We start from the raw sequence: 26794 nt of genomic DNA on the forward strand, positions 1-26794 counted from the left end.
TCTAGTTTAGATAGTAACTGTCCAAAACACTACTTTCGAGTGAAGTGTAACGACCATATCTCGGTAGCTTTGGCTCATCCACCATCGTCAGGGCGATGCCGGCAATCTTGGAGCGGCCGCCAAGATGCCGAATTCCTTCGGCGACGGCCTCGCGCGAGGTCTCACGCCATCTCACCACAAAGAGAACTTTGTCGACATACCTCGCCAGGATCGAGGCATCGGCAGCAGGTCCAACAGGCGGTGCGTCAATGATCACCGTGTCGAATTTTCCGCGAAGCTCATCGAGGACCGAGCGCATTCGCACCGAAGCAAGAAGGGCAGGCGGGTTCCGGGTCCTTGCGCCGGCAGGGAGCAGGGAAATCCCCGAACGTTCGTCCAGATGAATTGCGTTTGCGGCCTTCACTGGCAAAGTCAGAAGGTCAACCAGCCCGATCCTGTCGGCCATCCCGAAGAAGGCCGTGGCAGCCGAAAGCCGCAAGTCCGCATCGATGACCAAGACCCGTTCGCCATCGGCAGCGGCGGAGCAGGCCAGGCTCAACACCAGGGTTGTCTTTCCTTCGCCGGGCATCGCAGATGTCACCAGCATGACGCGCGGCAAACGTGCCTGTTCGGGTGTCCCGTCGATGCCCAGGCGGAGTCGACGCACGGCTTCGCTATATCTGGAGAGGGGTCTGCGTTCGAGATAGGCCACAGGCTGGGCAAGCGACTGGGCGTCCCTCGACCAGCCCGACATCCTTGGCATGGACGCGAGAACCGGAACCGCCAGCTCGTCCTCTATCTGCTTCTTTGCCATGAAGCCCGAGGCGAAAAGCTCACGAAGTACGGCGCCTGCGCCTCCGACGAAGAGGCCTAGGACGAGTCCCAAGGCCGCAAAAAGAGGCCTGTTCGGGAAGCTTGGCGAACCCGGAACACCTGCGTCGGTTATCACGCGTACGCCGCTGTTGAGGAGGGTGGACTTCTCCTCGGTGAGCTTGGCGCGTGAAAGGAATGTCTCAAAGAGCTCCTTGTTTGCGGCCGCAATCCTCTCCAGATCGCGCAGCTGGACGCCAACCTGACCTTCGACCTCGGATCGGTTGGATACCGAATCCAGGGCTCGCTTTAGTGAAGCCTCCCGGGCTTCTGCGGCGTCGACTTCATTCTTTAGGTTGCCGATGAGACGCTGGACTTCAGCGGCAATCTGCCCCTCGATGTCGCGGCGCTCGGCTTGGGCGGTCATGACATCCGGATGCCGTTCGCCATATTTCAACTTAAGGTCGGCTTCCCGCCGTGTCACTCCAGAGAGCTGAGCCCGAAGCGCGCTGATCACCACAGACTGCAATACATCCGGTATCGACTGGATGTCGCCTCCGCTAGCCAGCAATTTGTCGACTTGAGAAAATTGGGCCCGCTTCTCGGACAATTCGGCGCTTGCGTTAATCAAGGCGATATTCAACTCGGACAGCTGCTGATCAGTCAGACTGCCTGCTGGAGTCGCCAATAAATTGTGATCGATCCGAAACTTCTGGACAGTTTGTTCCGAGCGGCTCAGTTCCTCGCGCAAAGATGCGGCCCGCTCAGTGAGCCATGTGGATGCTTTTCTGGCTCCTTCGTAACGCGACCTTACTCGATCAGCGAGGTAGGTCTGGGAAATTGCGTTGGCCAGGGATGCCGCTTTTTCCGGATCGTAAGCGGTCACTGAAATCTCAATAACGTCCGCCATTCCGACGCGTGAGACTCCCAGTGAACCCTTCAGCCATTCCAGTGCCCCCAACCCGATCCTTGGGTCTTCTGTGAGCTTTTCACTGTCGACGACCTTTTGAAGCAGCGAGGTGGATCTCAGAACTGCGATCTGACTTTCAATAAATGTTGAATTGTCGGCAAAATCAGAATTCGAATAATCTTGCGGAGTCATATAGTCGATCGGGGCATCGAGTAAGACTTGTGCAGACCCCGTGTAGGATGGAGGAAGGACGTAGGCGGCGACCACAAATATGCCGAAGGTCAGCGCTGCAATGCAGCATACAAGCTTCCACCGGCGAAGAAAGAAATCAAGGATCTCTCTCACGTCAAGCGGAAGTAACTCTCGGGTCATGATAGGATTGTCAGTTGGACTTGCCATTTCCGAATCCTTGCAAACACCAGCGCAAACAGCAGCACAAATTCCGCCCCTCCAGCATTGGCTGGATGTGCTTCACTTCAAAATAATTCGGGCAGTTGCCTGTTAAGCGCTCACACCGCATGAGATGTAGGGGTTCGTGCCCCCTTACGACATGTCCAGATCGCTCTCTTCCGCCTACCGACCGACGGCATCGCCCGTCAGCCGGAAACATAACAGCTTCGCGGACATCCCCGCCATTACCATTATTGAGTAGTAAATCGGCTAAAGGTCGATCTGGTCTACCCGGCAGGCCTTCCAGACCTTAGGAAGTCGCCGGACCATACATCTCTCTCCCGCGCTGCGGCGTACAGGGCGCGCGGGAGCGTCTGCATCCCTGACGACAAGAAAGCGGCCGGCCTCGTCTAGTCTGAGCTCGTCTAGTCTGAGGTTGATATGGAAACTTACAGCGAAATTGTTCCGGGCCTCTTAGATTGGATTGCCAACAGACCGGCAGCCATTCTGATTCTGTCCGCTACCTGGCCGTTGATGCTTCTTCTGGAGAAAGGCAGGTTGCTTGGCTATGGGGCCCTTGCCGTTTCTATTGGGGCCGGCACCTTGATTGTGTTCGGCATCGAAAGCTCTGTAGGAGCGGTCATTGTCGTACTTGCCTACGCTTTGCTGGTTTCAGTTGCACTGCTTTCCACCCGGAAGCGTCTTAGCCAAATCGAGGATCGCCTTGCATTGGTCATTTCGGCACTCGATGACCTCGAAGTTGCCGAAGAAAGACGGCAGACTTACAACGCCAAGCGTCCCTCGATCTCGCGGCTTCACCTGCGCCGAAAACCGGCAACCAGCCCTATGGATCGTCCCGAAAGTGAGACGCAGGTGATCCCTGGCCCGCCATGGCAAGAGCTACAACGGCCCGATCCGCCCATTGAGCCCGCGGTTCCGGCTTCAACTCGACCAGCAGGACCCGACTTGCTTTCGGAAAAGCGTCTAACCGGGCTGTTCTCAAGTTGAACAGCCGCCGCTTGGCGGCGGTTTCAACCAGTGAGGTGTCGCAGCGGTGATGGTCCGCCGGGCGCAGCCCAAAGGACAAGTTCGACCGCGGGTGTTGGCTGCTGGCAGCCTAGGAGCAATTTGCCGAGGCCTATCCGGTGGGTAGATTGAGAGACTGCTGGATGGTGAACTTACACCCAAGGTGGTAAGGTTGTGCCCTGGGGAGGTAGACCGGAACGCCATTCGGATGAAAATATAAGCGGAACTTTTTGTGTAGTTGATGGTTAGTAGCTTCAGGTTGATTGAAGGGGCAATCGACGGCTGGGGTGATCAAGACAAAATGAGCTTATCAAAGCAGGCTCTTGATTTGGGACGGGGACCTACGCTCGCCGACGCGAGTTGGGAAAGGGGGATCTCCGTATTGCCGGGAGCTGTGCGTCGCTTCTATCCGGCGAACACAGTGATCGCGCGCGAGCATCGGGCTAAATCCTTCATCCTGGTTGTGACTGCGGGGTGGGCTGCATTCGGCAAAACGTTGCGGAATGGCTCGCGTCTCATCGTCGATTTTGCGCTTCCTCGCGAAATTTCCCTGGTCGAGTTCTGCGGAGAAGGGGGCGAGACGGTAACGGCTCTCTCCGATGTGACCGCGATCGAGTTGACCGGCCCTGTCCATACTTGTTTTTCGCGCTATCCGCAGTCCTTTTGCGAGGCTATCCTGCTGGCTGAGGCAAGGCGGCACTCAAGGGTTGCGGAACATCTGGCAGGAGTCAGTAGACGGGGACCTGTGGAACGCACGGCCCATCTTCTTCTCGAACTGGGCTGCCGAGCACATCGATCGGCAACGAGTTATCCGGACCGCTTTGAATGCCCGCTGACCCAGGCCGAGCTGGCCGATGCGTTGGGGCTTTCGGCTGTACATGTAAGTCGCGTGTTGAAGGATTTGCGAGAAAGCGGACTGGCTTCATTCCGCAATGGTGTGGTCGAGTTGCATGACCATGCGGGACTGATCAAAACGGCCGGATTTGATCGGTCTTACATTTCGAGCTGACATCATTCTGATCTCAACTGCGGCCGGCTCTCCCTCGCGGGGGAGTGCCTCGGTGTTTCCACGCCGCAGCTGGCCTCGTCGCGCATCAGTCTTTAGATCGATCCCCAACCGTCGCCGACTACCAGAGCGTAACGGAAATGGCCGGTGCGGGGGGCAGCCCTCCGGGGACGTGAGGACCGCACCGGCCATTGCGGCGGGCTTAGGTTACGCACCCGCACCGGTCAATTTTACAGGGCCTCTTTGCAGCGACGCAATTAATCCTATTGGTGGTGCCAAGCAATACCGTCTTTGGCCAATAAAGGTAAAACGGAAATGGCCAAAGCTTAAAACGTCAACGATGCAAGGCGTCTAAATCGAGCGTAAGAATCCGCATCGGCGTTAACGGGGCTCAACACAGCGCCATTCCCAAAGCAGGCAGATCGGTGCGGCACGGCTTCGCGCCCAACATGCCGCCCAAGGCAGAGTTAGGCGAAGCTTCTCAGAACCAGATCGTCCGATGCTATGCTACTCGCCGTCTAGTTCTTTTGACTTGTGAGCTTAACCAAGTAGTGGAATGGACCGAACGTCATATGACGTCGTAGCGTTTTATTTCGGCGCGGGGAGGTCATATGACGATACAATTAGAAATCAATGACTTGTTAGAAATTGCGGCGTACCGGCGAACCATCAGGAAGCTCGACCACGCCTATGACATCGACCTGGCAAATGCTTGCACACCTGCGCAACGGGAAAAGTTAGAGTACCGACACTATTGGGAAACATTGATATACTATGAACAGATTGCGGAGATAAAGACCCGGCGGCTGATCCGGAAGGCGGATTATCTCAATATGTCGCTTGGTTACGCGGACGACAACAGCCCAATGTGGAGAAGATCGTCTCAGCTCAACAGCTGGGTATTGACGCCACTTGGTTGCTCTGAAGTCCAAAACATGATCGGTCAAGAACGCAAAGACCGCCGAGCGCGCGCCAGGACTACCTGGGCTAGCGCGATCACCGGGCCACTCACCCGGCTAGTGGCTGTTTGGCTGCTTGCGCGCGGGCACTAGCCGCAGAGGCGGTTCGCGCATGCGTCCAGTGTGCTGACGTCCCTGGATATCCCGTCCACGATGAGCAATGTCTGAGGCTTGCCGCCCAGTTCAAAAGACCCCGAGGCTCTTCGAACGGCGGACGGGCCGGGTTGTTCCATGACGGCCACGCAATCGCGGCCAACCTTCACAGCCATCAGGACATTTTTGATGGAAGCGTTAAGCCTTGCGCAATCTATGCAGTCTATTCTGGCTGGCAGATTGGCGAGGGAACATGAAACGCAAGCCGCTTCTGCTTTTTGCCTTCCCGTTTCTCATTCTTGCGATCCTGGCAGGGGAGCGCATGGCGACCTTCTTGCTGGGAGCCTATCCGGCGAGCCCCACCGCATGGTGGATATGGCTTGAACTGCGTCCGTTGGCGACGATGCTTTGGCAGCAGGTCGATTTCAATCTGGGGGGCTCGATGGCTCTCGACGCAGCCATCCTTGCCGCAGCATCGATCGTCTGCTGGATGGCGTGCAACACGAGAAGGTCGGCTTTCTTCTTCCTCGCCAACCACGTCGCCCTGATTTTCGCCGGGCTGATGATCGCGACCGGCAGCCACTCGGAAACGGCGAGCACGATCGCCGCGTTCACGTCGCCCAGCGGCCTTCCATTCTCGCTGGCGGTTGATTTCACCTTGAAGAACAGCCTGGTGCTGCTTCTGGGCGTCACGGCCTGCGCATACTGCCACATCGCCTTCCTTGGCGAAGCGCGGGCGCGGGCCGAAGCCCGGTCCATCCGCAGCCTGGCCCTGCAGCGCGATCTCTAAATCTAGTTGATCCTGCGGTAATAGACCTTGCCGTCGGGCTGCTCCACGCGCTGGTAGTTGGAGCTTGGGGGAGGGGGCGCCGCCGGTGCGGTCCTCTTCCTGGGCGCAGGCGGCGCTTCGATGACGTTGGGATCGCTCGCGCTGTCGCCTTCGAGAGCTTCGGGCGCTTCCGCCAGCGTGCTGGTGGTGATCTCGGACGGTTCCGCCGCACTCGACACGGCCTCGCCGCCGGCGACCGGTATATTCTTGGCCAAACGGGCAATGTTGCCATTGATCTCGTTGAAGCTGCCTTGCAACTGGCTGTCCAGTTTCTCGAACCGGCTCTGGAAACCGTTGTTGACCGTGTCGAGCCGTGCCGCGATCCGCTGCTCGAACGCTCCAAGCTGCGCCAGCCGCGCCTCGACGAAACGCAGGTCGCTGATGCCCCGATAGAGATAGATCGCGGCCGCCATGTTGACCGCGGTGATCAGCAAGGCGCCGCTGGCGATGAGAATGCCGATCGCCTTGGTTTTGCTGGGTCTCTCGATGGCGTCCTGTTCGCGCCGTTCATGGTTTCCGACGTCGATCGCCGGCATGTCCGGTTCGCTGATCGTCGTCATTGAACCACCACCTTTGCGCCGACCGCGACGCGCTTGAAAAGATCGATCACATCCGTGTTTGTAAGACGAAAACAGCCCGATGTCCCATCGAAGCCGACGCCGGACGGATCGTTGGTGCCGTGGATGCGGTAGAGCGTGTCGCGCCCGTCCCGGGACAGATAGAGCGCCCGAGCGCCGAGCGGATTGTAGGGACCGGCCGGCACCATTTTCGGCAGCTCCGGCTGGCGGGCCCGCATGTCCTGTGGCGGGCGCCATTCCGGCCATTCGGTCTTCGCCCCCACCTTGACGACGCCCGTCCAGCCGAACCCGTCGCGCCCGACGCTGATCTGGTAGCGCAGCGCCTGGCCCTGGCGGGTCACCAGGTAAAGCGCCTTCTCGTCCTTGCGGATGATGATCGTTCCCGGCTGCTCGGCGGTTGCGAAGGCAACGGCCTTGCGCAGGCTGGGCCCCATCGCCGGCAGCGGCGGCCGCTCGACCGATCGCGCCTCGGCGAAGTCCTGGACGGACAGCGCCAGCGCCACGCCGAGCACGCAGGCGCCGGCCAGCCGCCCAGCAATCCGGTATCTCGCAAGCCGGTGTCTATCGGGCAGCGTCATCGAGCCGCTCTTTGAACATCCGCTTCAGGTCCTTGTTGAAGCGCGCCCGCCCATCCACTTCCGATGGCGGGATGGCCCTGTTCAGCGCGTCGGTCAGCAGCGCGTTGTCCAGCGCCACCGACTTGATGTGCGGCGCCTTGAATATCTTTTCGAGTTCGCTGCGCGAAAAATGGTTCCCGAACCATTTGCGCTTGTGCTTGTTGGCGACCAGCGTGATGTTGACCGCGTTGCCGCGCAGCTCGCGGATCTTCTTGTAGAGCCGCTTGCCTTGCCGTAGCGAGGCGACATTGAGCTCGAAGACGATGAAGATCTCGTCGCTCGTCGACAGCACGGAATCGTGCCAGGGCGTTTCGAGATTGGGCAGGTCGATGACGATGTCGTCGAAGCGGTAGGCGACGAGGTCCAGCAGCCGGAAGACGAAATCGCTGCCATGCGGCTCGAACGGCAGTTGCGGCCGCTCGAACGCATAGAGGGTGAGGCCGGACGGGCGCGAAAGCTTGATGACATCCATCAGCTCGACATCGAGCCGCTCCGGCTGGCCGATGATGCCGGCAAGGTCGAACTGGTTGAACAGGTTGAGGTAGGCGCCGCAATTGGCACTCTGGAAATCGAGATCGACCAGGCAGGTGGATGCCGCGCGCTCGGCCGATTTAGAGGCCAGGAATTCGGCCGCCGACAGCGCCATCGTCGTAGCGCCCGCGCCGCCGCTGGCGCCGATGAAGGTGATGATCCGGCTTTTGGCTCCCTGGTTGCCGGTATCGTGGAAGGTCACCGCGTTGAGCAGCTCCTTGCCGTCGAGCGGCTTGTGCAGCCAGTCCGAGGCGTTCATGCGCACCAGCACGCGCGTCTGCTCCGACGTCAGCTCGTTGGAAACCGCGATCAGCGGCACGGTAGCCCACAGCGCGCGCGCCTCGACGATGCCGGGCCTGCCGAGCAACTCGCCATTGCCGAGATCGAGGATGACGATGCCCGGGCGCGTATCCGCCGGCGGCCCCTTGAGAAAATCGCCCGTCTCGGAAACCTTGACATCATAGATCGCCAGCGCATCGAGCCGCGTCGCCACATCGCGCCTGAAATCCGCATCCGAAGAGAACAGCGCAACCTGCTTGCGCTTGGTCGGCGTAACCTTGGTGTTGATGGCATTCATGGATAGGTGCTCTTCAAGTCTTCGCCCGTGACCGTGCTCAGCATGGAGGGCATGGTGATGTTTCCGAATCCGAGAAAACCGGCCAGAAAGAAGAACTGGAAGCGATGGTTTTCAATGCTGACGGTGATCGTTGGTACTGGCCCATTGGGGCGCGTCCAGTAACCGAGGCCCGAAGCCTGATACTGAATCTGGACCTCGGATTTCAGAAGGGTTGGCAGGAATGTCAGCATTCCCGGCCGGTTGCTGCTGCCGCTAAAAATGAAGTCGAAAGCGGCCTGGTTCACATTGAGGTTTTGGCATGTGGCGCCTGTTCCACATTTGCAAGACACAACTCCGGCAGGGGCCGTGCAGATATAGCTGTAAGTGTTGGCTGGAACCGCCTTTCCCACATCCAGTGAGTCGCTGGGGGTTTTTGCCTCGAGCAGAAGTCCGCTGGCGATCGGAGCGGAAATCTGCGCAAGCCTGGCGCCGGCCTGCACCGCCTTGTTACCAGCATTCCATTGGTAGAAGGCGTAGCCGAAGTCGACGAAACCAAGCAGCAAAGTCAGCAGCATGGGCATCGCAATGGCCGCCTCGACCATTGTCGCGCCGGATTGGTTTCTCCAGAACGTGCCGTGCGAGATCACCATCCCAAGACACGCTCCTGATGGAACACAGTGAGCTTAACGTCACCAAAGCCGAGGTAAGACCAGAGGCCCAGAGTAGGATACGGATATGAGGTCTTGACCTGCACGACAACGACGTTACCGGTGCTGCTGAGATAAAGCTGGGTACCGGTCGCGGTATCGATCGCCGGGGTCGATAATACTGGCGTGATGGTGACTTGACCCGTGGTCCACCCGGCAACCCTCTCGCTACCGCCCTGGACGGCCCCGTTCACTGCGAGGTTTGTTGCCAACGCTGAGCAAGTATCCCAGTCACTGCTGCAGCGCGCCATATAGCGAGAGGCATCCTCGACGCCAGCTTCGAGAAGCAGACGCGTGTTGAAGATGTTCGAGAATTCGAAGACACCCGCTGCCAGCAGCAACACGAGTGGCGTGACGATCGCTATCTCGACCAAGGCAGCGCCTTGGTCGTCGTGGTGGAACCGTAGGAGGAACTGTCTGATGGACATGGGGGCTACCGGTACAATTGCGCTTCGTTGCGCTGCAGCTTCTTCAGCGTGTTCTGGCCGGCGACAGTGCTGATATCTTGCATCTCGCCATAAATGTCGGCATCGGGCGACCCGCCTGCCGGCTCGGTCACGAAAACACTTGCAAAGGCCTGCACCGGCAACGCCTGGCTGCCGCCTTGGACAGTGTTGGCCACGCAGTCGATGATCGCGACGTAGAGAAGCCTGCGGTCGGCGGTTTGCGTGGTTGTGTTGCACTCCGGCGGTGTTTTCTCCTGTCCGCTCTTCAAAGTCGGGTTGTCGATCTCAAATTTGTAGACGCAGTACCGGCTCGGGCTCGCGCCGCATGCCGTCAAGACCCCGGACGTGCTGGCATTGCCATGGTTGACCGTCCAGTAGCCTGTAAAATCCCAGACGCCGTTGCCAAGCACACCTGCCTGCGTGCAGCTACCCGAGTAAAAGCAATTGTCCCTGGGCAGTGCTTTGTAATTATTGGTCTGTCCGTTGCTAGGCGTATCGTAGCTGCAGCTGTTACCGGCATTCTTTACAACCATTCCTTTCCGGACATTCGGTGCTGGCGGAGCATCCGCAGGATCCAGCTTGCCGTTATTGCCATTCGGATAGAGGTCGAAACGGGTGTTGATTCCGTCATTAACCGGAGGAATGTTGCCCGGGCGGGTCGTTACGCCATTCTGGCTAAAGCAGGCCGCAGGACTGGTCACGGCGAACATTTCCGTCAGTGCTTGCGTCGACTTGTCGCCCTCCGGAGTTGCCAGGAAACCATAGTTGCCTGGACCGTATTGCGCAGTGTTGCCGCCCTGCTGCTCCTTAAGCCAGATCATCGGCTTCTGCGTTCCTGACAGCGCAGTCTGCAATGCGCCCAGACTCGTATACGGGTTGCAGATGAACATCGGCGTGAACGCGCACAACGCGTTGGTGAATCCCGCCACGGCTTGTGGCCGCACGTCCATCCTGTCCGTGCTGCCGACGAGGCTGGCTGGAAAAATCGTCGAGAACGCGCCCGCGCCGTCCGTCGCGCCCGATGCGTTCACAGTCACTTCGGCAAACTTGACAGCCTTGGGATCGGTGCTGGCCCAGTTCACGGCATTTGAGTCGACCCCTGCGGCAGTCAGCGTGATGTCATCGCTCGCAGGTAACCCGGTCAGATAGGTGACCGTCACGTCGGCCAAGACGATTGGGTGATCCCCTGATGTCGAAAACAGCGTCTTGTTGGCCAGGAGTTTGGTGACGGCCCGGTTGGCCCGGGTGATCGCATCCGAATTGCCGTCGAGTTCCGCTGCGGCAGCAAGCGCCATCGCGTCGATACCCTTCTGCAAATCGTTGTGGAGCCCGTTGGCCCGGCTCATATCGAAGGCAAGCAGGGCGAAGCCGATAAGCACAGGCAGCATTATCGCGACTAAGATCATCGCTACGCCGCGTTGATCGCTCCAGAAGGCACGAATGGTCCCCAACATGACCTTACTCTCTGCTTTCTTGCGCCAGAGCCCCTCGCTTGCCCGGCGCCCTCCGCATCCTTCCGTTCAGTTCACTGTGTCACGCCCGATCCACCGACATTGACCGTGATCGCCGGTGGCGGTGGCGGTGGCGGTGGAAATTTGTAGTTGTGCGCAACAAGTGCTGCGCGCGTGCCGTCGCCTTCGATGTGTGTGTTCCGGGAGGCCGGGTTGAGCGGGTCGACCGTCTGCAGCATCGAATTGAATTTCTGCGTGTCGCCGGCGGCCAGGGTCACTGAATCATAGTGGTTCAGATAGTCCGCGGCGCAGCCCGACAGCGCACCGGCACACAGGATGAGGATCAAGGCGCTATTTCTTGACATAGAGCATCTTGTCCTTCGATTTGAAGTCGAGCATGTGACCATAGGGGCCGGTGACGCCGTCGCCAGTTTCGTATTTTCGGATCATGTCCTTGTTAACCTCGAGCTGGCCGAGCACGAAGAACTCCGGATCGTTGGCGGGTCGTGTCTTGTCGAAAGGCGTCGCCAATTGCTCGCCGGGCTTCACTGGCCGCACGATGTGCGGCGTCACGATAACGACCAGCTCGGTCTCTTCCTTCTGGTTGCTCGAATTTCGGAACAGCGTTCCGATAATCGGCACCTGGCCGAGCCACGGCACCTGATTCTGCAGCTTGGTGGTCTTGCTGGACAGAAGCCCGCCGACCGCGAAGCTCTGACCGTCGCGCAGTTCGACGACTGTATCCAATTTGCGGTTGGTGAAGATCGGGTCGCCGGCAGTGGTGAAGCCGGTCAGGTCGCTGACCTCCGGCGCCAGCTTCATATGGATCTTGTCGTCGGCGAGCACGACCGGCGTGAACAGAAGGTTGACGCCGAACTGCTTGTACTCGATCTGGATCAGGCCGTCGGCGGTGACGCTGCGGATCGGGACCTGGCCACCGGCATTGAAGCTGGCCGGCTCGCCGGAAAGCGTGGTGAGGTTCGGCTCAGCCAGCGTTCGAACGACGCCCTTGGCCTCGAGCGCCTCGATGATCAGGTCGACCTTGATGTTGCTGTCGATCACCTGGGTGATCAGCGTCGCGAACGGGTTGCTGTTCGATAGCAAACCACTCACCAGGGCCCCTGGGTCTGTCCCGGTTGGGGTGGTGGCTGCGATGCCCGTTCCAAACTTGGTTGCATTGCTGCCCCTGCTCCTGAGCGAAACGCCGAGGTCGCGGCCGGCATTGCGCTTGGCTTCCAGCACGCGCACTTCCAGATTGACCTGCTGGCTGTCATCGACAGTAACAGAGTTGATGATGGCGTCAGGACCATACTGCTGCGCCACCGCCATGATGGCCTCCAGCGTCGCGCCGTCCTTGACATGCCCGCCGAGCCTGACCCTGCCATTGACCGAGCCCACTTCGATGCGCGCCTTTGGCGCCACCTGGCGGATCGCCGCCGCCATGTCGCTGACATCGACGCCGACCTCGATCTGGAGAGCGCCAAGCGAACGCTTGTCCGTGGAGAACAAATTGACGGTGGTTGTGCCGGCGCCCTTGCCGATGACATAGAGCGTGCGGTCAGTCATCGGCTGGGCATCGGCGATCTTTTCGTCACCAACGACGATGTCGCCCAGATTGGCACTCACCTGGACCGTTACCGATTGCGACATCGGCAGGAAAATCCGATGCACGCTTGGGGTCGACACGTCGATAAACCGGTCGGCCGCATAGGCCGTCAGGCTCGACAGTAACAGCGCTGCCAGACCGGGCAACGCGGCCGCCGCCATCCTCAACCAAGTCCCCTGCATCCCCGTCTCCCCAATCGCTGCCGCTGGCAGCCCCGTTTATTGGCCGCACTCTATCACGGTTGTCGCGGCACGTCATATGTCTCTAGCTTCACGCCTCGGAATACACCGATCGTGGCGTGGGCCGGCGGCTCGGGGGTCACATATTTCACCACTTCCTTGACGACCTCATGCACTTCGGGTGCCGACACTACGGCCGGAGCCGGCTTGACCTTGCTCAAATCGTCCAGCTTGCTTCCCACCCGATCGACTGCCTGCGCCAATCCGGCGATCTTGTCGTCGGCACGCTTGCGGTCGTCCTCCGCGCGCTGGCGATCGGCTGCGGCCGCAGCGTCGGCTGCAGCCTGTTTGGCGAGTTCGGCCTGCCTCTTGGCGACATCGGCCGGCGTTTCGCCGGTCAGGTCGGAAAGCGTCACACGTTCGGTCGTCTCGCCCTTGCTTGCGGCGGCCTGGCGCAGCGCCAGCGATAATTGGCCGGCGCCGGCCGCCAGTGTCAGCTTCTGCGCATCTCTGGTGCTGGCCTCGACCGTCACCGATTTGACGACAATCGGGCTGTCCTTGCTTTCGTCGGCAACCTGGTCGACGGCGAGCACCTTCATGCTCTGCAGCAGCACGTCGACAAAACTTCTGTCTGCTCCATCATCGCCGCGCACCGTGCGCGTCAGCAGGACATCCACCCGGTCGCCTGGGAAGACGAAGCCGGAGACGCCGAGCACATCGTTGACACGGATTGATACCGCCTTCATGCCTTCGCCAAGCACCGCCGAAAGCGTGGCGCGTTGGCCGGGGCCCGTGATCTTGCTGGCCAGAACCGGTTCGTTGACGCCGATCGTCTGCAGCGCCTGCTTGCTGCCGCCGCCGGCCGGGAGGTCTTTCGTCAGCAGTTCTTCTGTCGTCTTGAACGCTCCGGCCGGAACCGCGCCCGCAGGCCATGCGACTTCACGCAATTTGTCGTCGGTCAGCGTGTCACCGAACTTCAAAGGTACAGCCGCCACGACGACCGTATCGTGCGGGACATCGTCCGTCCGCGCCATGGCATTGCGCTGGCTTGCCAGCCAGATATTGGCGAGCACTACCGCCAGCACGCCGAACACGCCGGCGAGAACGATCATGATAAGTGTATTGACACGCATCTTCCCACCCCACCGTCGCCCGCCGGGCGAATGTCAGCCCCTTCATGGACCGATAACCTGGGCCGAAATCGAGCGATTCCGGCCCAGAAGTTCTTAGCAAGTGCCACCGGCACCGCCAGTGCTGGATACACCCTTGGTGTTCAGGTTCGCGCAAAGGCCGGTGAACTGACTGCCGACCCATCCGCCAATGGCAATAACCGCAACGATCGACGCTGCTGCGACGATGCCGATCAAGATCGAGTATTCCACCATGGCAGCGCCGTTCTCATCGTCGTGGAACTGCCTGGCTACGTCGATAAGCCGCTTCATGGCAATCTCTCCTGATCAACCTGGGACGCAAGCGCCAGTGCCGGTGCCAGCAGCGTCGAGCCCCTTGCCGTTCAACTTCGTGCAAAGGCCGGTGAACTGGCTGCCGACCCATCCGCCGATAGCGATAACCGCCACGATCGATGCTGCGGCAATGATGCCGATCAGGATTGAGTATTCGACCATGGCAGCGCCGTTTTCGTCGTCGCGGAACTGCCGGGTCATCGTCATGAGCTTCTTCATGTCAATTTCTCCCTTTGGAGGTTTGAACCCGACGAGACAGAGCCAAGGATGTACTCCATACCCAAGCATCCCCCGTCACGTCGATCCTAGGTCCCGAGAAAATGCAGAGTCAAATGACATTAGGAGTTCCTTAACCTTCATATACGTGATTCGGCAAGATGATTGCAAAGCCAGATCTTACCAAGAGATTGATTCTTTTCATTTTTCGATCGCCCTTAACCATTCGTTCACAATTTCGCCGTGGGTATGGCCAAATTAGGTAAGCATTAGCTATAATGCATATTCCTTTATATCTAGGGGGTTAGCAGTGCTTCTGGAGCGATTTGGCGTCGAAAAAACAGACAGGCGCGGAAAGTGGGGCCGACGTCCAGACCGCGAATGGGCAGCCATATTAAATAAACACGCTATTTCAGGCTCCTGATGTTAACTATGTAGAAAGTATTGGCTGTACGGAGAGTACCCAGGCGCTTGTGCCCTGGGTGGTTAACGTTTAGTTTCCGCTAATGCGTGTCCGAGGGGAGTATAAGCAATTATGCTGGGGCGGTTCATCAAGGGGCCAAGCGAACAGCAGGCAATGGCAAAGGTCGAGCCGCTGGCGGTGCTACCTGCTGCTCCGACGCCGGCTGCGGATGTTGAATCGCATGGCGACGAATTTCTGACGCTCAAAGTCGAGCTTCATCGCCACCTGATCGATCGCTTCAACCTGACCGCTTTGGAAAGCGCATCCAAGGATGAGATCCTGAATGAGATCCGTCCGATAGTCCGCGAGTTCGTGCGCAATCGAAACGTGCCGCTGAATGCCCGCGAGCTCGACCAGCTGACCAGCGATACCGCCGACGAGATGTTGGGTCTCGGACCGATAGAACCACTGCTCAAGGATGATTCAATCACCGACATAATGATCAATACGCACAAGCGCGTCTTTATCGAGCGGCGTGGCTTGGTCGAGGAGACGGCGATCCGTTTCCGCGACGAGGCGCATCTATTACGCGTCATCAACAAGATCGTTTCGGCTATCGGCAGGCGTGTCGATGAATCGTCGCCTATGGTCGATGCCCGCCTAGACGACGGGTCGCGCGTCAATATCGCGGTGCGACCGGTCTCGGTCGACGGCCCGCTGGTGTCGATCCGCAAATTCTCGAAAAATCCCTATTCGCTCGAGCGCCTGATGGCACTTAACTCGATCAGGCAGCCGATGATCGATCTATTGCGCATAGCCGTGCAGGCGCGCAAATCGATCCTGGTTTCGGGCGGCACCGGCAGCGGCAAGACGACCTTGCTCAATGCTCTGTCGAGCTACATTCCGTCCAAGGAACGCCTGATCACCATCGAGGACGCGGCAGAACTGCAATTGCAGCAGCCACATGTCGGGCGGCTGGAAACGCGTCCGCCCAATGTCGAGGGAAAAGGTGAGGTACGCCAGCGCGAATTGCTGAAAAACGCCTTGCGCATGCGGCCGGACCGCATCATCGTCGGTGAAGTGCGCGGCGAGGAAGCCTTCGACATGCTGCAGGCGATGAACACGGGCCATGAAGGCTCGATGACCACCATCCACGCCAACACGCCGCGCGACGCGATCTCGCGGCTGGAACAGATGGTCGGCATGGCGGGCATGCCGATGACACATGATTCAATCCGGGCGCAGATCGCATCCGCCATCGACATCATCGTCCAGACACAGCGTCTTTCGGACGGCGGCCGGCGTGTCACGTCCATATCGGAACTGACCGGCATGGAAGGCAATGTCGTCCAGCTTCAGGAAATCTATCATTTCGTCCGCCGAGAAGTCACAGCTGACGGCAAAGTCGTCGGAGATTTTCGCGCAACCGGTGTCCGTCCGCGCTTCGCTCCGGAGGCGGCGACGCTCGGGCATCATTTCGCCAAGGATGCCTTCAATCCGCAGGTTGCCCTCTGATGCCGACGGGTCAAGCTCTGCTGTACTTCATCTACATGCTCGCGGCGGCCTCGGTCATTCTCGCCGGAGAGGCACTATACCTTTCATTTGCCAGTCGCCGGTCGCGGATTGGCGTGATCAACCATCGGCTGAGGCGGCTGGCTGACGAAGCGCCAGCTGAACAGACCCTGCAAGGATTGCTGCGCGAACGTGGGCTGACGGAGTCGGGTGATTTTCTCTTTGGAATGATCTGGCTGAACAGGCTCTATACTCAGTCCGGTATTACTGGAAACCCGATATTTTTCGCTGCGACGTTTCTCAGCGCTGGACTGGCACTTGCGTTGCTGATGTCGATCTTGTTGCACTTCTCTACCTTGGTGTCGCTCATCGTTTTTCTGGTAGTCGGATTCGGCCTGCCGCTTTTCGTTCTCCGCCGCGCCCGCAACAAACGAATTCTGAAATTTGCAAGACAGCTCCCGGATGCACTCGACATGATCGTCCGTTCGCTGCGAGCCGGACATCCGGCTTCGGTGGCGGTTGGGCTCGTAGCGCGGGAGATGCCTGATCCGCTCGGCACCGAGTTCGGCATTGTTTCCGATGAAATCACATTTGGGCTGAGCATCGAGCAGGCCGTGCGGAAGCTGTCGCAACGCGTGGGTTTCGAAGGCCTTCATCTGCTGTCGGTGTCGCTGTCGATCCAATCCAAGACGGGCGGCAATCTTACGGGGATCCTGGCCAATCTATCCGTGGTGCTGCGCGATAGGCAGAAACTCAGAATGAAGATCCGGGCGCTTTCGGGCGAGGGCCGCGTGTCCGCGTGGATCATCTCACTGTTTCCGGTGGTTATGTTCCTGATCCTTCAGGTGATTGCCCCGTCCTACTACGGCGCCGTCTGGGGCAGTCCGATGATCTTGCCAGTGTTCACGATTTTCGGGCTGTGGGCGCTATTGGGCGACTTTATCATGTACCGTATGGTCAATTTCGATTTCTGACGGGAGCGAAGCAAAAACTTGTTTTCGAACATCCAGGATCTGAGCTTTTTGATCTCAGCTGCCGTCTTTGTGGCGGCGGTTGCGTTGTTTCTGTTCGGCGCGCTTGTCTTCTTGCCGGCATTGCAGACGCGGACGTTGGTCGCGCAAAGCCTGATGGCGGAAGGGATCGCCGATCGCCGTTCGCTCGCTGGACAGGAACTGCTTGCAAAGATTTCCGCGCAGCGGCCGGTCGACGCCTATTTCCGCTCGATGGAGAAGGAACGGGACGAACCAAATGCACTTGAGGCGAAGCTGTTTCGAGCCGGCTTCTATCAGGCCAGCGCTCCGCTCATTTACACCTTGTCGCGGCTTGGCGCCGTCTGTGCCGGCTTTCTGGCTGCTTATGCGCTCTTGTCACGAGTTCTCCCACCTCAATTGCCCGGTTTCATAGGTTTTGCCGGTTCCTCTCTTTTTGGGCTCGCATGCATCGTGGTTCCCGCCATCTTGCTCGATCGGTTCGAGAATGCGCAGAAGGAGATCTATCGCCGCGCCTTTCCCGATTTCATGGATATGATGATCACCTGTGCCGACGCGGGCATGAGCCTGGAGGCGGCAGTGGAGCGCGTCAGCAGCGAGCTGGCTGGCACGCATAAATGGCTAGGCATCCAGCTTTCGATCATGAATCTGCAGTTGCGTGCCGGCAAGCCGCTTCGCGAGGCGCTGCGGGACCTCGCCGACCGAATCGGTCTTGACGAGGCGCGGGCTCTGGCCGTGCTGTTTCGGCAGTCAGAAGAACTTGGTACCAGTCTGACCGACGCTTTGCGGGTCTACAGCGAAGAGATGCGCAGTCAGAGAATTCTTCACGCGGAGGAGCGCGCTAATGCACTGCCGGTAAAGATGATGATTCCGTTGGGGCTGTGTATCTTCCCTGTGGTTATGATGGTTATCATGCTACCGGTGATCATCCGGATGAGGGGCATTTTCTTCTGATCGCTTATATGCTTTGGTCCTAAAATAGATTCGGGACCCTTTGGGGATACAATATGAAGAGGGTTTTCGCGGCAACCTGTCTGATGATAATGGCGCTTGCCGGCTGCCAGACGGCGGACATAACCGACGGTGTCGTTCGCACCAACGAGCCATCGAAGGGCGACGTAACGTCCTTTGGCGATGCTTTCGACGGGCTGAAGACGGTCAGCGACGTCGAATATTACGCCTCGGACCAGGCTGTTGCCGAAGCCAAGAACCAGTTCCGCGCCGAGAATTACGGCAATGCCGGCGCGCTGTTCTTCAAGGCGACGCAACTGGCGCCCAATGACGGCGGCGCCTGGATGGGGCTGGCCGCCTGCACCGACCGGATCCACCGCTTCGACCTTTCCGACCGGGCCTATGCCCGTGCGTCCAAGCTGGTCGGCGCGACGCCCGAATATTACAACAATGTCGGCTATTCCTACCTGCTGCGCGGCAAGCTGCAGAATGCACGCAGCAATTTCCTCAAGGCTTATGAACTGGCGCCCAACGATCCGACCGTCGCCAACAATCTGAAGCTGCTGTCATCAAGCGTGCAGAATATCGAGCGCTAGCATGCTGCTCGTCGAAGCGCTGCTGCTGAAGGCCCTCGCCATCCCTCTGCTCGCAAGGATTGCCTGGCTCGACTTCACCACCCAGAAGATTGCCAATCGCGATGTGCTGCTGCTGCTCTGCCTGGGGGCGGGGTCGCTGTTGCTGCTGCTGCTCAGATCCGGATCGTGGTGGGAAATGGGCTTGAGCGCGTCTGCCGGCCTTGTGCTGTTTCTTGCCTTGTTCCCGTTCTGGGTCTTGCGCAAGATCGGCGCTGGCGACGTCAAGTTGATGGCGGTCGTCCCTTTCCTGACTGGTGGCAACGACCTCGTCGTGTTTTCCGTGCTGCTGCTGGTTTTGGCCCTCCTCACTGCAGCGGCCATGAAAAATCCATTCCTGCTGCCCGCAGGCGCCTTCCGCGTCTACGTTCAGCATCTCGACCGCAAAGGCGTTGTGCCGTTCGGCGTGCCAATCTCGGTCGCGGCGATCTGTACGCTACTGCTGCTGATCTACGAAAGTGTGGTGTTGGCGAGTAGCTCTGGAATCCTGAATCAGCTTAACTGAACGGCGGCAGCCCGTTCTGCTACGCGAAAGCGAAATGCGGGCCAGCCAGCCGCATTCATAGGCAACGCCAACCAAAACGAAAACGTTGCGCTGTGAGGGCTGAGTGCATTCATCGCAATGGCTGAAATCACAATTGAGATCGGCGCCAGGACACGAAGCACGAAGATTTGGCATTTGGCCACGATAGGCCGGAAAGATTAATCAAAAGTTAAGACGGCATAGCCGTTAACTCTTTGGAAACCATCTTCTTGTCGGGGCACGGAAGTGATGGTTCAATGACTGCTTAGAGGAGGATGAAAATGTTGAACGAGGATTTTTTTGGCCGTATTTCCATCGTCTTTGTCATGACGGTTATGGCGACGTCCAGCGCGATACCTCTGTTCCGCTATTTCCGTCAGGATAACTCAGCAGGTTCGCTCGCAATCGTCACTCAACTGGCGTCAACCGCGTTTCTGTTGCTGCTGCTTGTGATGACCATCACCCGCCTTCCGCCGAAGGGAACTGCGCAGGGAATTGAACCGAGAGTAACCGCGGTAGCTGGAACATTTATGATCCTGCTCGCATTGAACCTGACGCCGGCATTGCAAAATGGGGCGGCGCAAATGACGGCCCTCTGCCTGATCCTCATCGGTACAGCCAGTTCGATTTTCTGTCTTTATTGGCTGGGCCGTTCCTTCTCTCTCATGGCGACAGCTCGTCGCCTGGTTACCACTGGCCCGTACTCGATTGTCCGGCATCCGCTTTACATCTGTGAGGCGGTATTCGTTCTCGGGATGGTCCTTTCGCATCTGTCGCTGCTGATGGTCGCACTGAGCGCGTTTCAATTTCTTTTGCAGTATAGGCGTGTAAGAAATGAAGAGGCCATCCTTCGACAAACCTTCCCAGAATACGACGATTACGCTAAGCGCGTCCCCATGCTTTTACCGCGGTTCCTTAGTGGGGCCATACCAAACTCTGGCGGCGAATAATCAGGACTCGACCTGTTGATCTGGTCTTTGCAAATACTTCGCTTCGTTGCCGCGCTGATGGTCGTATATGTCCATGCAGCCCAGACTGCCGTTAAGGCCACTGGATCTAATGGCCTGTTGCCTCATGATTTTCAGGTGGTCGGCTTCGCAGGCGTAGACATCTTCTTCGTCATATCGGGGGTGATTATTGCTAAGACCGCACCTGGTCTGACATGGCGATCTTTCGCTTGGAGGCGGTTCCGGCGCATCGTTCCGCTCTACCTGCTGATCAGTATCCCGTATGCGATCGTCGCTTACAAAACCGGCTTCGGCTGGCGGGACGCAGTGGCGACGCTGCTGCTCTGGCCGGCTACGGATCAAATGACCGCGCCAGCGCTGCCAGCGGCCTGGACGCTGTGCTTCGAGATGCTGTTCTACGCCGCAGCGACCATCGTTCTCATCGACCGGCGCTTGCTGTCGGGGCTCCTTGGCATCTTCGGCCTCGCAATGATATTTCGCTCGGCGGGTCCGGTGCTGCAGTTTCTCGGCAACCCGCTGATCATCGAGTTCGGCCTTGGTGTCATTCTCGCCTATGCGCCTAGGTGGAAACCGGCGGTGTGGTGCCTGCCGGTCGGTGCCGCGGCGATGATAGCCGCCGGATTCATCGGGATAGCGCCGCAAGGGGGAACCATGGAGTTCCTCGCGGGCGATAACGCCTTCCAGCGCGTGCTGGTCTACGGTCTCTCGGCGGCGATGATCGTTTTCGGCACGATGCAGTTCGACGCGAAGCCGAGCGTCTGGACGGTTCTCGGTGACGCCTCCTATATGCTCTATCTGATCCACACTCTGCCGATAACGCTGCTGCTGATGGTGTGGACTGCTTTTCCGGTTCCCCCAGACCTTATCATCGTGATCGGCACGGCTACATCAGTTCTATTGGCCTGGCGGATGTATATTCGGTTCGAGTTGCCGCTACGCAAATTCCTGCGCCGGCATGATCCCCATCTGAAGACTGGCCGCCATCCATCTGGCTTGGCATTACGGGACTGATGGACATGCTTCAATGCTGGCGTCGCCTGGACGGCGGGTCACTGGCGCAAATCAGCACCATAGGCAAATATGTACCATAGCTGAGGTCACGAAGTCAAGGAAAAAATTCCTATCGTGAACGACACCGCCGACACCGCCGGCTGTCGTCAGGTCTTTTGTCAGCCTGAGTTCGGAGCCCGGGGACCTTGCCGGGCAATCAGGTCGATGGCTAAATAAACGATCACAGGGAGAAGGCAGCATGGCACTTCACCTTTCGGCGGATGCCTCGGTCTCAGTCGCCCCGCAGAAATATCTCTTTGGTCCGTTCATCGACTTTTTCATGCTTGGCGGGAGCGCGTTCCTGATCCTGCCGGTCCTGTATTTTGTGCCGCTCAAATACGAAGGTCTGGTGGCGCTGACGGCGTTCCTGCTGTCGCATCTCATCAACCAGCCGCACTTTGCCCATTCCTACCAGATTTTCTATCGCAACTACGCGCGCAAGGTGCGTGGCGACGGGTACGACAGGAGCCTCCAGCTTCGCTACATTTTCGCGGGCATTGTCGTGCCGCTGATCATGGGCGCCTTCTTCGCCTATGGCGCCGTAACCGGGAACGCTCGCCTGCTGGGATATGCCACCAATGCGATGGGCTTTTTCGTCGGCTGGCACTACGTCAAGCAAGGCTACGGCATGCTGATGGTGGACGCCGTCTTGAAGCGCAAATTCTTCAGCGATCAGGACAAGAAGGTGCTGCTGTTCAACGGCTATGCCGTGTGGCTGTTCGCCTGGCTTCAGACGAACGCGGTGATCACCGAACGGCAGTTCTGGGGCCTGGATTACTACACATTCGCCGTCCCGCCATGGCTCATCAACATCGCCGTTGCGGTCGCCGCTGCTTCCTCGGCGGCCACCGTCGTGATGTTTGCCAATCGCTGGCGCAAGCATGGTGGCGCGCTGCCCTATAACGGCGTCGTCGCCTATGTCGTCACCCTCTATGCCTGGATCCTGTTCGTGACGATAAATCCGCTCTGGCTGCTTGTGGTGCCGGCGCTCCATTCGCTGCAGTATTTGGCGGTGGTCTGGCGTTACCAGACCAATGTCGAGCGCGACCGCGCGGATGCCGCCAGGGATCCGGGGTTAAAGGTCCTGTCCATTCTCGGGCCGCTGTACAGGCTGCGGGTGCTGATATTCATCGTCGCCGGCACAATTCTTGGCGCGCTTGGCTTCTGGCTCGTGCCGATGGCGCTGACCGCCCTGGTTCCCTACGACAAACAGGTGCTCGGCTCGTCGCTTTTCCTCTTCATAGCGTGGATATTCATCAACGTGCACCACTACTTCCTGGACAACGTGATGTGGCGTCGCGGCAACCCGGAAGTGTCGAAATATCTGTTCCGCTAGCTGCTATTGGACGATGTCGCGCTCGAAAGAGGTCCACGCGATGCATTGCGGGCAAAATAGCAGCTTGGAACATTATTTGCCGACAGGCCATGATATGCAGCGCTGGCGTTCTTCCATTCGGACCAGATTGGCGTGCCCGTTGCTTTGATCGGCAGCCACCGCGTGCCACTTTTGGAAGCGCGATCCGTGCCCGGATCTCCTGCCTGTGGTCGCTTCTACTTCTCCCAGGCAAGGCAGAGAATGGAAGGAACCTGACCATGCCCAGAATTGTGCCGGTGCTTGATCTCAGCCGTCTCGAACAAGGTGCGTCCGAGCATCGCACCTTTCTCCTGGACCTGCGCACGGCGGCCCGGGACGTCGGCTTCTTCTATCTCAGCGGCCACGGAATTTCCGCCGCGGAGATCGACGACGTGCTGGATGCCTCGCGCCGCTTCTTCGCATTGCCCGAAGCCGACAAGCTGGCCATCGAAATGGTCAAATCCCCGCAGTTTCGCGGCTACACCCGCGCCGGCGGCGAACTGACCAGGGGCACGGCCGACTGGCGCGAGCAGCTCGACATCGGCGTCGAGCGCCAGCCGATAGCGCAAGGGCCGGGAGTAGCACCCTGGACGCGGCTGCAAGGGCCGAACCAGTGGCCCCAGGCGTTGCCTGAGCTCAAGCCGGCGCTGCTGGCATGGCAGACCAAGGCGACCGCGGTGGCGATCCGCTTGCTGAAGGCCTTCGCCCTGTCCCTCGATCAGCCCGAGGATGCTTTTGATGCAATCTACCGGGATTCGCCCAACCATCGCATGAAGATCGTGCGCTACCCCGGCCGTCAGGCGACCGGCACCGACCAGGGCGTCGGCGCGCACAAGGATGGCGGCTTCCTGACCCTGCTGCTGCAGGACGACAACAAGGGGCTGCAGGTCGAATATGACGGAAGCTGGGTGAACGTCGACCCGCTCCCCGGAACGCTGGTCGTCAACATCGGTGAACTGCTCGAACTGGCATCGAACGGCTATCTGCGCGCCACCGTGCACCGCGCCGTGACGCCGCCTGCCGGCGTCGAGCGGATTTCCGTCCCCTTCTTTTTCAGCGCGCGGCTGGATGCCACTATCCCGCTTCTCAGCCTTTCCGAGGAACTGGCGGCGCAGGCACGCGGACCGGCAAGCGATCCCGACAACCCATTGTTCCGCGATGTCGGGACCAATGTGCTCAAAAGCCGGCTGCGTTCACATCCCGACGTGGCACGCCGCCACTATGCCGATCTGCTCGAGACCGGAGCCGCGGGCTCGTGAAGGCTTTATGGCGCCGAGCACGAATTTTTGCCAATTTGCGCATTTTTTGGAATTCCATTCGTGGCCGTAGCCAAGAAATAAGGCCAGAGTGGCAAAATCGTTCGGCGGTTTCCTCCCATTCCGCCGGACGGTGTTCCCCTCTGAAGGTTTGACCTTCTTTTGGCCGGGCCGCCTTCGCGCCCGGCCATTTTTCGTCGTGGTTTCGGACGGCGCAATGCGGAAATGCTGCAAAAGCCCGTCAAACACCCGTGTCGTGCTCATTTCCGCATCGAGGCATCGGTTCAGCCAGCCGAACCCCACATGGCATCCGGCACCACAACCAGCTTGCCGACGAAATCCTTGGCGATGAAATCCGCCTGCGCATGGTGGAAATCGGAGAGCTTGTAGATGCCGCCGACCAGCGGCCGGATTTTCTTCGCTTCGATGTACCCGACGATGCGGCGGAAGTCCGCGCGCGTGCCTTGGCTCGAGCCATGCAGTTGCAACTGCTTCAGGTACATGGTCCTGAGATCGAGCTGCACGACCGGACCGGCGATCGCGCCGGCGGTGGTATAGCGGCCTTCGGGCCTGAGAATACGCAACAGGTCGTTGAAGATGGCGCCGCCAACGAGGTCTGCGACCACGTCGATCGGCTGGCCGCCAGTCGCCTCGGTCACGGCTTGCGGCAGTTCGGCAACGCCACGCGTGATGACGGCCTCGGCGCCGATGTCGAGCACCGCCTGTTCCTTGCCCTTGCCGACGACGGCGTAGGGAATGGCGCCGCGCGCTCGCGCCAGCTGCACGATGCCGGAACCGACACCGCCCGAGGCGCCGGTGACCAGCACGCGTTCGCCGGCTTTCAGGCCCGCGCGTTCCAGCATCTGTTCGCCGGTGAGATAGGCGCAGCAGAAGGTGGCGAGTTCGACGTCGGTCATGTTCGTATCGACGACATGAGCATTCTCGGCCGGCACGGCCTGGTATTCGGCATAACCGCCGTCGCGGCCGTGGCCCATATAGTCGATGTCGGCGAGCGAATCGTCGTCTCGGTTGTAGATCGAGAAATCGACCATCACCCGTTCGCCGATGCGGTCAAACGAAACGCCTTCGCCAACGGCGGCGATGGTGCCGACAGTGTCGGTGCCCTGGATACGCGGGAAAACAAGCGTGTTGCCCTGGCGCCGCCAGGTCGACACCGCAGCCGCGTCCTCTTCCGTGCCATAGGCGCCCTGGCGCACCCAGACATCGGTATTGTTCATCCCGCAGGCGCTGACTTTCACCAGCACCTCACCAGGAGCAGGCGAGGGCACTTTGACATCGCTGCGGTAGACGAGTTTTTCCGGTCCGCCGTGCCCGGTAAGCAGCACGGCGGCCATGGTGGCGGGGACAGTTTTGGTCATGGCATTCATGGATCGATCTCAGAGATTGGCAAACACGCTCTTGACCGCATCGGCGGTCTTCGAAACGACGATGTCGGCTTCTTCGCGGGTCAGGCAGAGCGGCGGCGCGAAGCCGAGAATGTCGCCCTGCGGCATGGCGCGGCCGATGACGCCGCTTGCGGCAAGCGCCGTCGCCACCTGCGGTCCGATCTTGAGCGAAGCATCGAAGAACACCCGGTCGTCCTTGTCGGCAACGAACTCGACCGCCGCCAGCATGCCGTCGCCGCGCACGTCACCGACATGTTTGTGACCGCCGACCGCCTTGGCCAGCTCGGCGCGGAAATAGGCGCCGGTTTCGCGGGCATTGGTCACAAGATCCATCTCGTCGATCAGTTCGAGATTGGCGACGCCGGCGGCAACGCAGATCGGATGCGCCGAATAGGTCCAGCCATGGCCGAGCGAGCCGAGCTTGTCGGAGCCTTGCACCAGCACTTGCCACATCTTGTCGGCGACGATGACGCCCGACAGCGGCGCATAGGCCGAGGTCAGGCCCTTGGCGATGGTGATCAGGTCCGGCTTGATGCCGTAATGGTCGGAGCCGAACATGGTGCCCAGCCGGCCGAAGCCCGTGACCACCTCGTCGGCGACGAGCAGCACGTCGTACTTCTTCAGCACTGCCTGGATCTTTTCCCAGTAGCCAGCCGGCGGCGGCACGATGCCGCCGGTTCCGAGGATCGGCTCGCCGATGAAGGCGGCGACGGTCTCCGGCCCCTCCGCCAGGATCATCTCCTCGAGCTTGTCGGCGCAATGCTGCGAAAATTGCTCCTCGCTCATCGAACGGTCGGCGCGGCGGAAATAATACGGCGCCTCGGTGTGCAGGATCGGCGCGCGCGGCAGGTCGAAGGCGTTGTGGAACAGGTCGAGCCCGGTCAGCGATCCCGTCATCACGCCCGAGCCGTGATAGCCGCGCCAGCGCGAGATGATCTTCTTCTTCTCAGGCCGCCCTAGCACGTTGTTGTAGTACCAGATCAGCTTGATGTTGGTCTCGTTGGCATCCGAGCCCGAGAGGCCGAAATACACCCTCGACATGCCCTTCGGCGCGCGGTCGATGATCATCTTGGCGAGCGTGATCGAGGCCTCGGTGCCGTGGCCGACATAGGCGTGGTAGTAGGCGAGGTTCTTCGCCTGGGCGGCGATGGCGTCGGCGATCTTCTGCCGGCCGTAGCCGACATTGACGCAATAGAGGCCGGCGAAGGCGTCGAGGCTCTTCTTGCCATTGTCGTCCCACACGGTGACGCCTTCACCGCCGGCCATGATGCGCGTCGGGCTCTCGCCGCGCGCATGCGTGCCCATATGGGTCGAGGGATGGAACAAGTGATCGCGATCCCAGGCGGCGAGTTCGTTGGACTGGTCGAGCATTTTTTACTCCTTGAGGGATGGCCGGAC

At 59.6% G+C, this 26794-nt stretch carries 27 protein-coding genes; 13 read left to right on the forward strand and 14 right to left on the reverse strand.

The features are described 5' to 3' along the window. Position 1: 1 nt before the first annotated feature. On the reverse strand, positions 2 to 2098 hold the full coding sequence (locus NKJ89_RS25255) for a GumC family protein (protein WP_352606529.1): 2097 nt from the start codon (positions 2096 to 2098) through the stop codon (positions 2 to 4). A 432-nt stretch (positions 2099 to 2530) separates the two neighbouring features. On the opposite strand from NKJ89_RS25255, the gene NKJ89_RS25260 reads away from it, so the two are divergent. From NKJ89_RS25260 to NKJ89_RS25275, 4 genes are all read left to right on the forward strand, one after another. After that, positions 2531 to 3097, forward strand: a complete 567-nt coding sequence (locus tag NKJ89_RS25260; RefSeq protein WP_023756877.1) for a hypothetical protein — start codon at positions 2531 to 2533, stop codon at positions 3095 to 3097. A 259-nt stretch (positions 3098 to 3356) separates the two neighbouring features. After that, the gene (locus tag NKJ89_RS25265; protein WP_023756876.1) at positions 3357 to 4124 is read left to right on the forward strand and encodes a Crp/Fnr family transcriptional regulator; all 768 of its coding nucleotides are present in this window, start codon (positions 3357 to 3359) and stop codon (positions 4122 to 4124) included. Between the two features lie 608 nt (positions 4125 to 4732). Beyond that, positions 4733 to 5173, forward strand: a complete 441-nt coding sequence (locus NKJ89_RS25270; protein ID WP_352606531.1) for a hypothetical protein — start codon at positions 4733 to 4735, stop codon at positions 5171 to 5173. Between the two features lie 253 nt (positions 5174 to 5426). Continuing rightward, on the forward strand, positions 5427 to 5963 hold the full coding sequence (locus NKJ89_RS25275; protein WP_352606533.1) for a hypothetical protein: 537 nt from the start codon (positions 5427 to 5429) through the stop codon (positions 5961 to 5963). Positions 5964 to 5965: 2 nt separating this feature from the next. On the opposite strand, the gene NKJ89_RS25280 is transcribed toward NKJ89_RS25275, so the two are convergent. The 11 genes from NKJ89_RS25280 to NKJ89_RS25330 form a co-directional block, all read right to left on the reverse strand. Then, a complete protein-coding gene (locus NKJ89_RS25280) occupies positions 5966 to 6562 on the reverse strand; it encodes a hypothetical protein (protein ID WP_352606535.1) in 597 nt (198 codons plus the stop codon). After that, positions 6559 to 7158, reverse strand: coding sequence for a L,D-transpeptidase (locus tag NKJ89_RS25285; RefSeq protein WP_352606537.1), 600 nt, complete (start codon positions 7156 to 7158; stop codon positions 6559 to 6561). The genes NKJ89_RS25280 and NKJ89_RS25285 overlap by 4 nt, the downstream gene beginning before the upstream one ends. Then, positions 7142 to 8305, reverse strand: a complete 1164-nt coding sequence (locus NKJ89_RS25290; RefSeq protein WP_352606539.1) for a CpaE/TadZ family protein — start codon at positions 8303 to 8305, stop codon at positions 7142 to 7144. The genes NKJ89_RS25285 and NKJ89_RS25290 overlap by 17 nt, the downstream gene beginning before the upstream one ends. Further along, a complete protein-coding gene (locus NKJ89_RS25295) occupies positions 8302 to 8934 on the reverse strand; it encodes a TadE/TadG family type IV pilus assembly protein (protein WP_352606541.1) in 633 nt (210 codons plus the stop codon). Before NKJ89_RS25295 ends, NKJ89_RS25290 begins: the two co-directional genes overlap by 4 nt. Next, positions 8928 to 9419, reverse strand: coding sequence for a TadE/TadG family type IV pilus assembly protein (locus NKJ89_RS25300; RefSeq protein WP_352606543.1), 492 nt, complete (start codon positions 9417 to 9419; stop codon positions 8928 to 8930). Before NKJ89_RS25300 ends, NKJ89_RS25295 begins: the two co-directional genes overlap by 7 nt. 5 nt (positions 9420 to 9424) lie before the next feature. Further along, positions 9425 to 10891, reverse strand: coding sequence for a TadE/TadG family type IV pilus assembly protein (locus NKJ89_RS25305; RefSeq protein ID WP_352606545.1), 1467 nt, complete (start codon positions 10889 to 10891; stop codon positions 9425 to 9427). A 71-nt stretch (positions 10892 to 10962) separates the two neighbouring features. Continuing rightward, positions 10963 to 11253 (reverse strand): hypothetical protein, encoded by a 291-nt coding sequence (locus NKJ89_RS25310; RefSeq protein WP_352606547.1) that lies wholly within the window; start codon positions 11251 to 11253, stop codon positions 10963 to 10965. Beyond that, entirely contained in the window at positions 11240 to 12676 is a 1437-nt protein-coding gene (locus tag NKJ89_RS25315) for a type II and III secretion system protein family protein (RefSeq protein ID WP_352606549.1), read from the reverse strand. Before NKJ89_RS25315 ends, NKJ89_RS25310 begins: the two co-directional genes overlap by 14 nt. 53 nt (positions 12677 to 12729) lie before the next feature. Next, positions 12730 to 13806 carry a Flp pilus assembly protein CpaB gene (gene cpaB, locus NKJ89_RS25320; RefSeq protein WP_352606551.1) on the reverse strand — a complete coding sequence of 359 codons (1077 nt, stop codon included), beginning with the start codon at positions 13804 to 13806 and terminating at the stop codon, positions 12730 to 12732. Between the two features lie 93 nt (positions 13807 to 13899). Further along, complete coding sequence (locus NKJ89_RS25325; protein ID WP_352606553.1) at positions 13900 to 14115, reverse strand: Flp family type IVb pilin; 216 nt, start codon at positions 14113 to 14115, stop codon at positions 13900 to 13902. Between the two features lie 15 nt (positions 14116 to 14130). Further along, entirely contained in the window at positions 14131 to 14355 is a 225-nt protein-coding gene (locus NKJ89_RS25330) for a Flp family type IVb pilin (protein WP_064991300.1), read from the reverse strand. A gap of 532 nt (positions 14356 to 14887) precedes the next feature. Between NKJ89_RS25330 and NKJ89_RS25335 the strand changes: the two genes are divergently transcribed. From NKJ89_RS25335 to NKJ89_RS25375, 9 genes are all read left to right on the forward strand, one after another. Further along, a complete protein-coding gene (locus NKJ89_RS25335; protein ID WP_352606555.1) occupies positions 14888 to 16270 on the forward strand; it encodes a TadA family conjugal transfer-associated ATPase in 1383 nt (460 codons plus the stop codon). Continuing rightward, on the forward strand, positions 16270 to 17241 hold the full coding sequence (locus NKJ89_RS25340) for a type II secretion system F family protein (RefSeq protein ID WP_352606557.1): 972 nt from the start codon (positions 16270 to 16272) through the stop codon (positions 17239 to 17241). The genes NKJ89_RS25335 and NKJ89_RS25340 overlap by 1 nt, the downstream gene beginning before the upstream one ends. A gap of 18 nt (positions 17242 to 17259) precedes the next feature. Further along, a complete protein-coding gene (locus tag NKJ89_RS25345) occupies positions 17260 to 18210 on the forward strand; it encodes a type II secretion system F family protein (protein WP_352606559.1) in 951 nt (316 codons plus the stop codon). A gap of 53 nt (positions 18211 to 18263) precedes the next feature. Then, a complete protein-coding gene (locus NKJ89_RS25350; RefSeq protein WP_352606561.1) occupies positions 18264 to 18803 on the forward strand; it encodes a tetratricopeptide repeat protein in 540 nt (179 codons plus the stop codon). A 1-nt stretch (position 18804) separates the two neighbouring features. After that, entirely contained in the window at positions 18805 to 19344 is a 540-nt protein-coding gene (locus tag NKJ89_RS25355) for a prepilin peptidase (RefSeq protein WP_352606563.1), read from the forward strand. Between the two features lie 299 nt (positions 19345 to 19643). Next, on the forward strand, positions 19644 to 20312 hold the full coding sequence (locus NKJ89_RS25360; RefSeq protein ID WP_352606565.1) for a methyltransferase family protein: 669 nt from the start codon (positions 19644 to 19646) through the stop codon (positions 20310 to 20312). Positions 20313 to 20327: 15 nt separating this feature from the next. After that, on the forward strand, positions 20328 to 21341 hold the full coding sequence (locus NKJ89_RS25365; RefSeq protein WP_352606567.1) for an acyltransferase family protein: 1014 nt from the start codon (positions 20328 to 20330) through the stop codon (positions 21339 to 21341). A gap of 238 nt (positions 21342 to 21579) precedes the next feature. Further along, positions 21580 to 22716, forward strand: coding sequence for a hypothetical protein (locus NKJ89_RS25370; RefSeq protein WP_352606569.1), 1137 nt, complete (start codon positions 21580 to 21582; stop codon positions 22714 to 22716). Positions 22717 to 22973: 257 nt separating this feature from the next. Continuing rightward, a complete protein-coding gene (locus NKJ89_RS25375; RefSeq protein WP_352606571.1) occupies positions 22974 to 23993 on the forward strand; it encodes an isopenicillin N synthase family dioxygenase in 1020 nt (339 codons plus the stop codon). A 281-nt stretch (positions 23994 to 24274) separates the two neighbouring features. Here NKJ89_RS25375 and NKJ89_RS25380 read toward each other — a convergent pair whose 3' ends face one another. Beyond that, positions 24275 to 25378, reverse strand: a complete 1104-nt coding sequence (locus tag NKJ89_RS25380; protein ID WP_352606573.1) for an alcohol dehydrogenase family protein — start codon at positions 25376 to 25378, stop codon at positions 24275 to 24277. Positions 25379 to 25387: 9 nt separating this feature from the next. Then, on the reverse strand, positions 25388 to 26767 hold the full coding sequence (locus NKJ89_RS25385; RefSeq protein WP_352606575.1) for an aspartate aminotransferase family protein: 1380 nt from the start codon (positions 26765 to 26767) through the stop codon (positions 25388 to 25390). Positions 26768 to 26794 lie beyond the last annotated feature (27 nt).

The organism is Mesorhizobium sp. M0047 (assembly GCF_040323315.1).
Lineage (GTDB): Bacteria > Pseudomonadota > Alphaproteobacteria > Rhizobiales > Rhizobiaceae > Mesorhizobium.

Bases quoted from the DNA above. Each gene is read 5' to 3' on its own strand.
- NKJ89_RS25255 (WP_352606529.1), bottom strand. From the start codon at position 2,098: ATGGCAAGTCCAACTGACAATCCTATCATGACCCGAGAGTTACTTCCG.
- NKJ89_RS25290 (WP_352606539.1), bottom strand. From the start codon at position 8,305: ATGAATGCCATCAACACCAAGGTTACGCCGACCAAGCGCAAGCAGGTT.
- NKJ89_RS25285 (WP_352606537.1), bottom strand. From the start codon at position 7,158: ATGACGCTGCCCGATAGACACCGGCTTGCGAGATACCGGATTGCTGGG.
- NKJ89_RS25360 (WP_352606565.1), top strand. From the start codon at position 19,644: ATGTTGAACGAGGATTTTTTTGGCCGTATTTCCATCGTCTTTGTCATG.
- NKJ89_RS25260 (WP_023756877.1), top strand. From the start codon at position 2,531: ATGGAAACTTACAGCGAAATTGTTCCGGGCCTCTTAGATTGGATTGCC.
- NKJ89_RS25335 (WP_352606555.1), top strand. From the start codon at position 14,888: ATGCTGGGGCGGTTCATCAAGGGGCCAAGCGAACAGCAGGCAATGGCA.
- NKJ89_RS25270 (WP_352606531.1), top strand. From the start codon at position 4,733: ATGACGATACAATTAGAAATCAATGACTTGTTAGAAATTGCGGCGTAC.
- NKJ89_RS25325 (WP_352606553.1), bottom strand. From the start codon at position 14,115: ATGAAGCGGCTTATCGACGTAGCCAGGCAGTTCCACGACGATGAGAAC.
- NKJ89_RS25315 (WP_352606549.1), bottom strand. From the start codon at position 12,676: ATGCAGGGGACTTGGTTGAGGATGGCGGCGGCCGCGTTGCCCGGTCTG.
- NKJ89_RS25370 (WP_352606569.1), top strand. From the start codon at position 21,580: ATGGCACTTCACCTTTCGGCGGATGCCTCGGTCTCAGTCGCCCCGCAG.
- cpaB (WP_352606551.1), bottom strand. From the start codon at position 13,806: ATGCGTGTCAATACACTTATCATGATCGTTCTCGCCGGCGTGTTCGGC.
- NKJ89_RS25265 (WP_023756876.1), top strand. From the start codon at position 3,357: ATGGTTAGTAGCTTCAGGTTGATTGAAGGGGCAATCGACGGCTGGGGT.
- NKJ89_RS25300 (WP_352606543.1), bottom strand. From the start codon at position 9,419: ATGTCCATCAGACAGTTCCTCCTACGGTTCCACCACGACGACCAAGGC.
- NKJ89_RS25305 (WP_352606545.1), bottom strand. From the start codon at position 10,891: ATGTTGGGGACCATTCGTGCCTTCTGGAGCGATCAACGCGGCGTAGCG.
- NKJ89_RS25355 (WP_352606563.1), top strand. From the start codon at position 18,805: ATGCTGCTCGTCGAAGCGCTGCTGCTGAAGGCCCTCGCCATCCCTCTG.
- NKJ89_RS25275 (WP_352606533.1), top strand. From the start codon at position 5,427: ATGAAACGCAAGCCGCTTCTGCTTTTTGCCTTCCCGTTTCTCATTCTT.
- NKJ89_RS25385 (WP_352606575.1), bottom strand. From the start codon at position 26,767: ATGCTCGACCAGTCCAACGAACTCGCCGCCTGGGATCGCGATCACTTG.
- NKJ89_RS25380 (WP_352606573.1), bottom strand. From the start codon at position 25,378: ATGAATGCCATGACCAAAACTGTCCCCGCCACCATGGCCGCCGTGCTG.
- NKJ89_RS25340 (WP_352606557.1), top strand. From the start codon at position 16,270: ATGCCGACGGGTCAAGCTCTGCTGTACTTCATCTACATGCTCGCGGCG.
- NKJ89_RS25295 (WP_352606541.1), bottom strand. From the start codon at position 8,934: ATGGTGATCTCGCACGGCACGTTCTGGAGAAACCAATCCGGCGCGACA.
- NKJ89_RS25310 (WP_352606547.1), bottom strand. From the start codon at position 11,253: ATGTCAAGAAATAGCGCCTTGATCCTCATCCTGTGTGCCGGTGCGCTG.
- NKJ89_RS25375 (WP_352606571.1), top strand. From the start codon at position 22,974: ATGCCCAGAATTGTGCCGGTGCTTGATCTCAGCCGTCTCGAACAAGGT.
- NKJ89_RS25280 (WP_352606535.1), bottom strand. From the start codon at position 6,562: ATGACGACGATCAGCGAACCGGACATGCCGGCGATCGACGTCGGAAAC.
- NKJ89_RS25330 (WP_064991300.1), bottom strand. From the start codon at position 14,355: ATGAAGAAGCTCATGACGATGACCCGGCAGTTCCGCGACGACGAAAAC.
- NKJ89_RS25350 (WP_352606561.1), top strand. From the start codon at position 18,264: ATGAAGAGGGTTTTCGCGGCAACCTGTCTGATGATAATGGCGCTTGCC.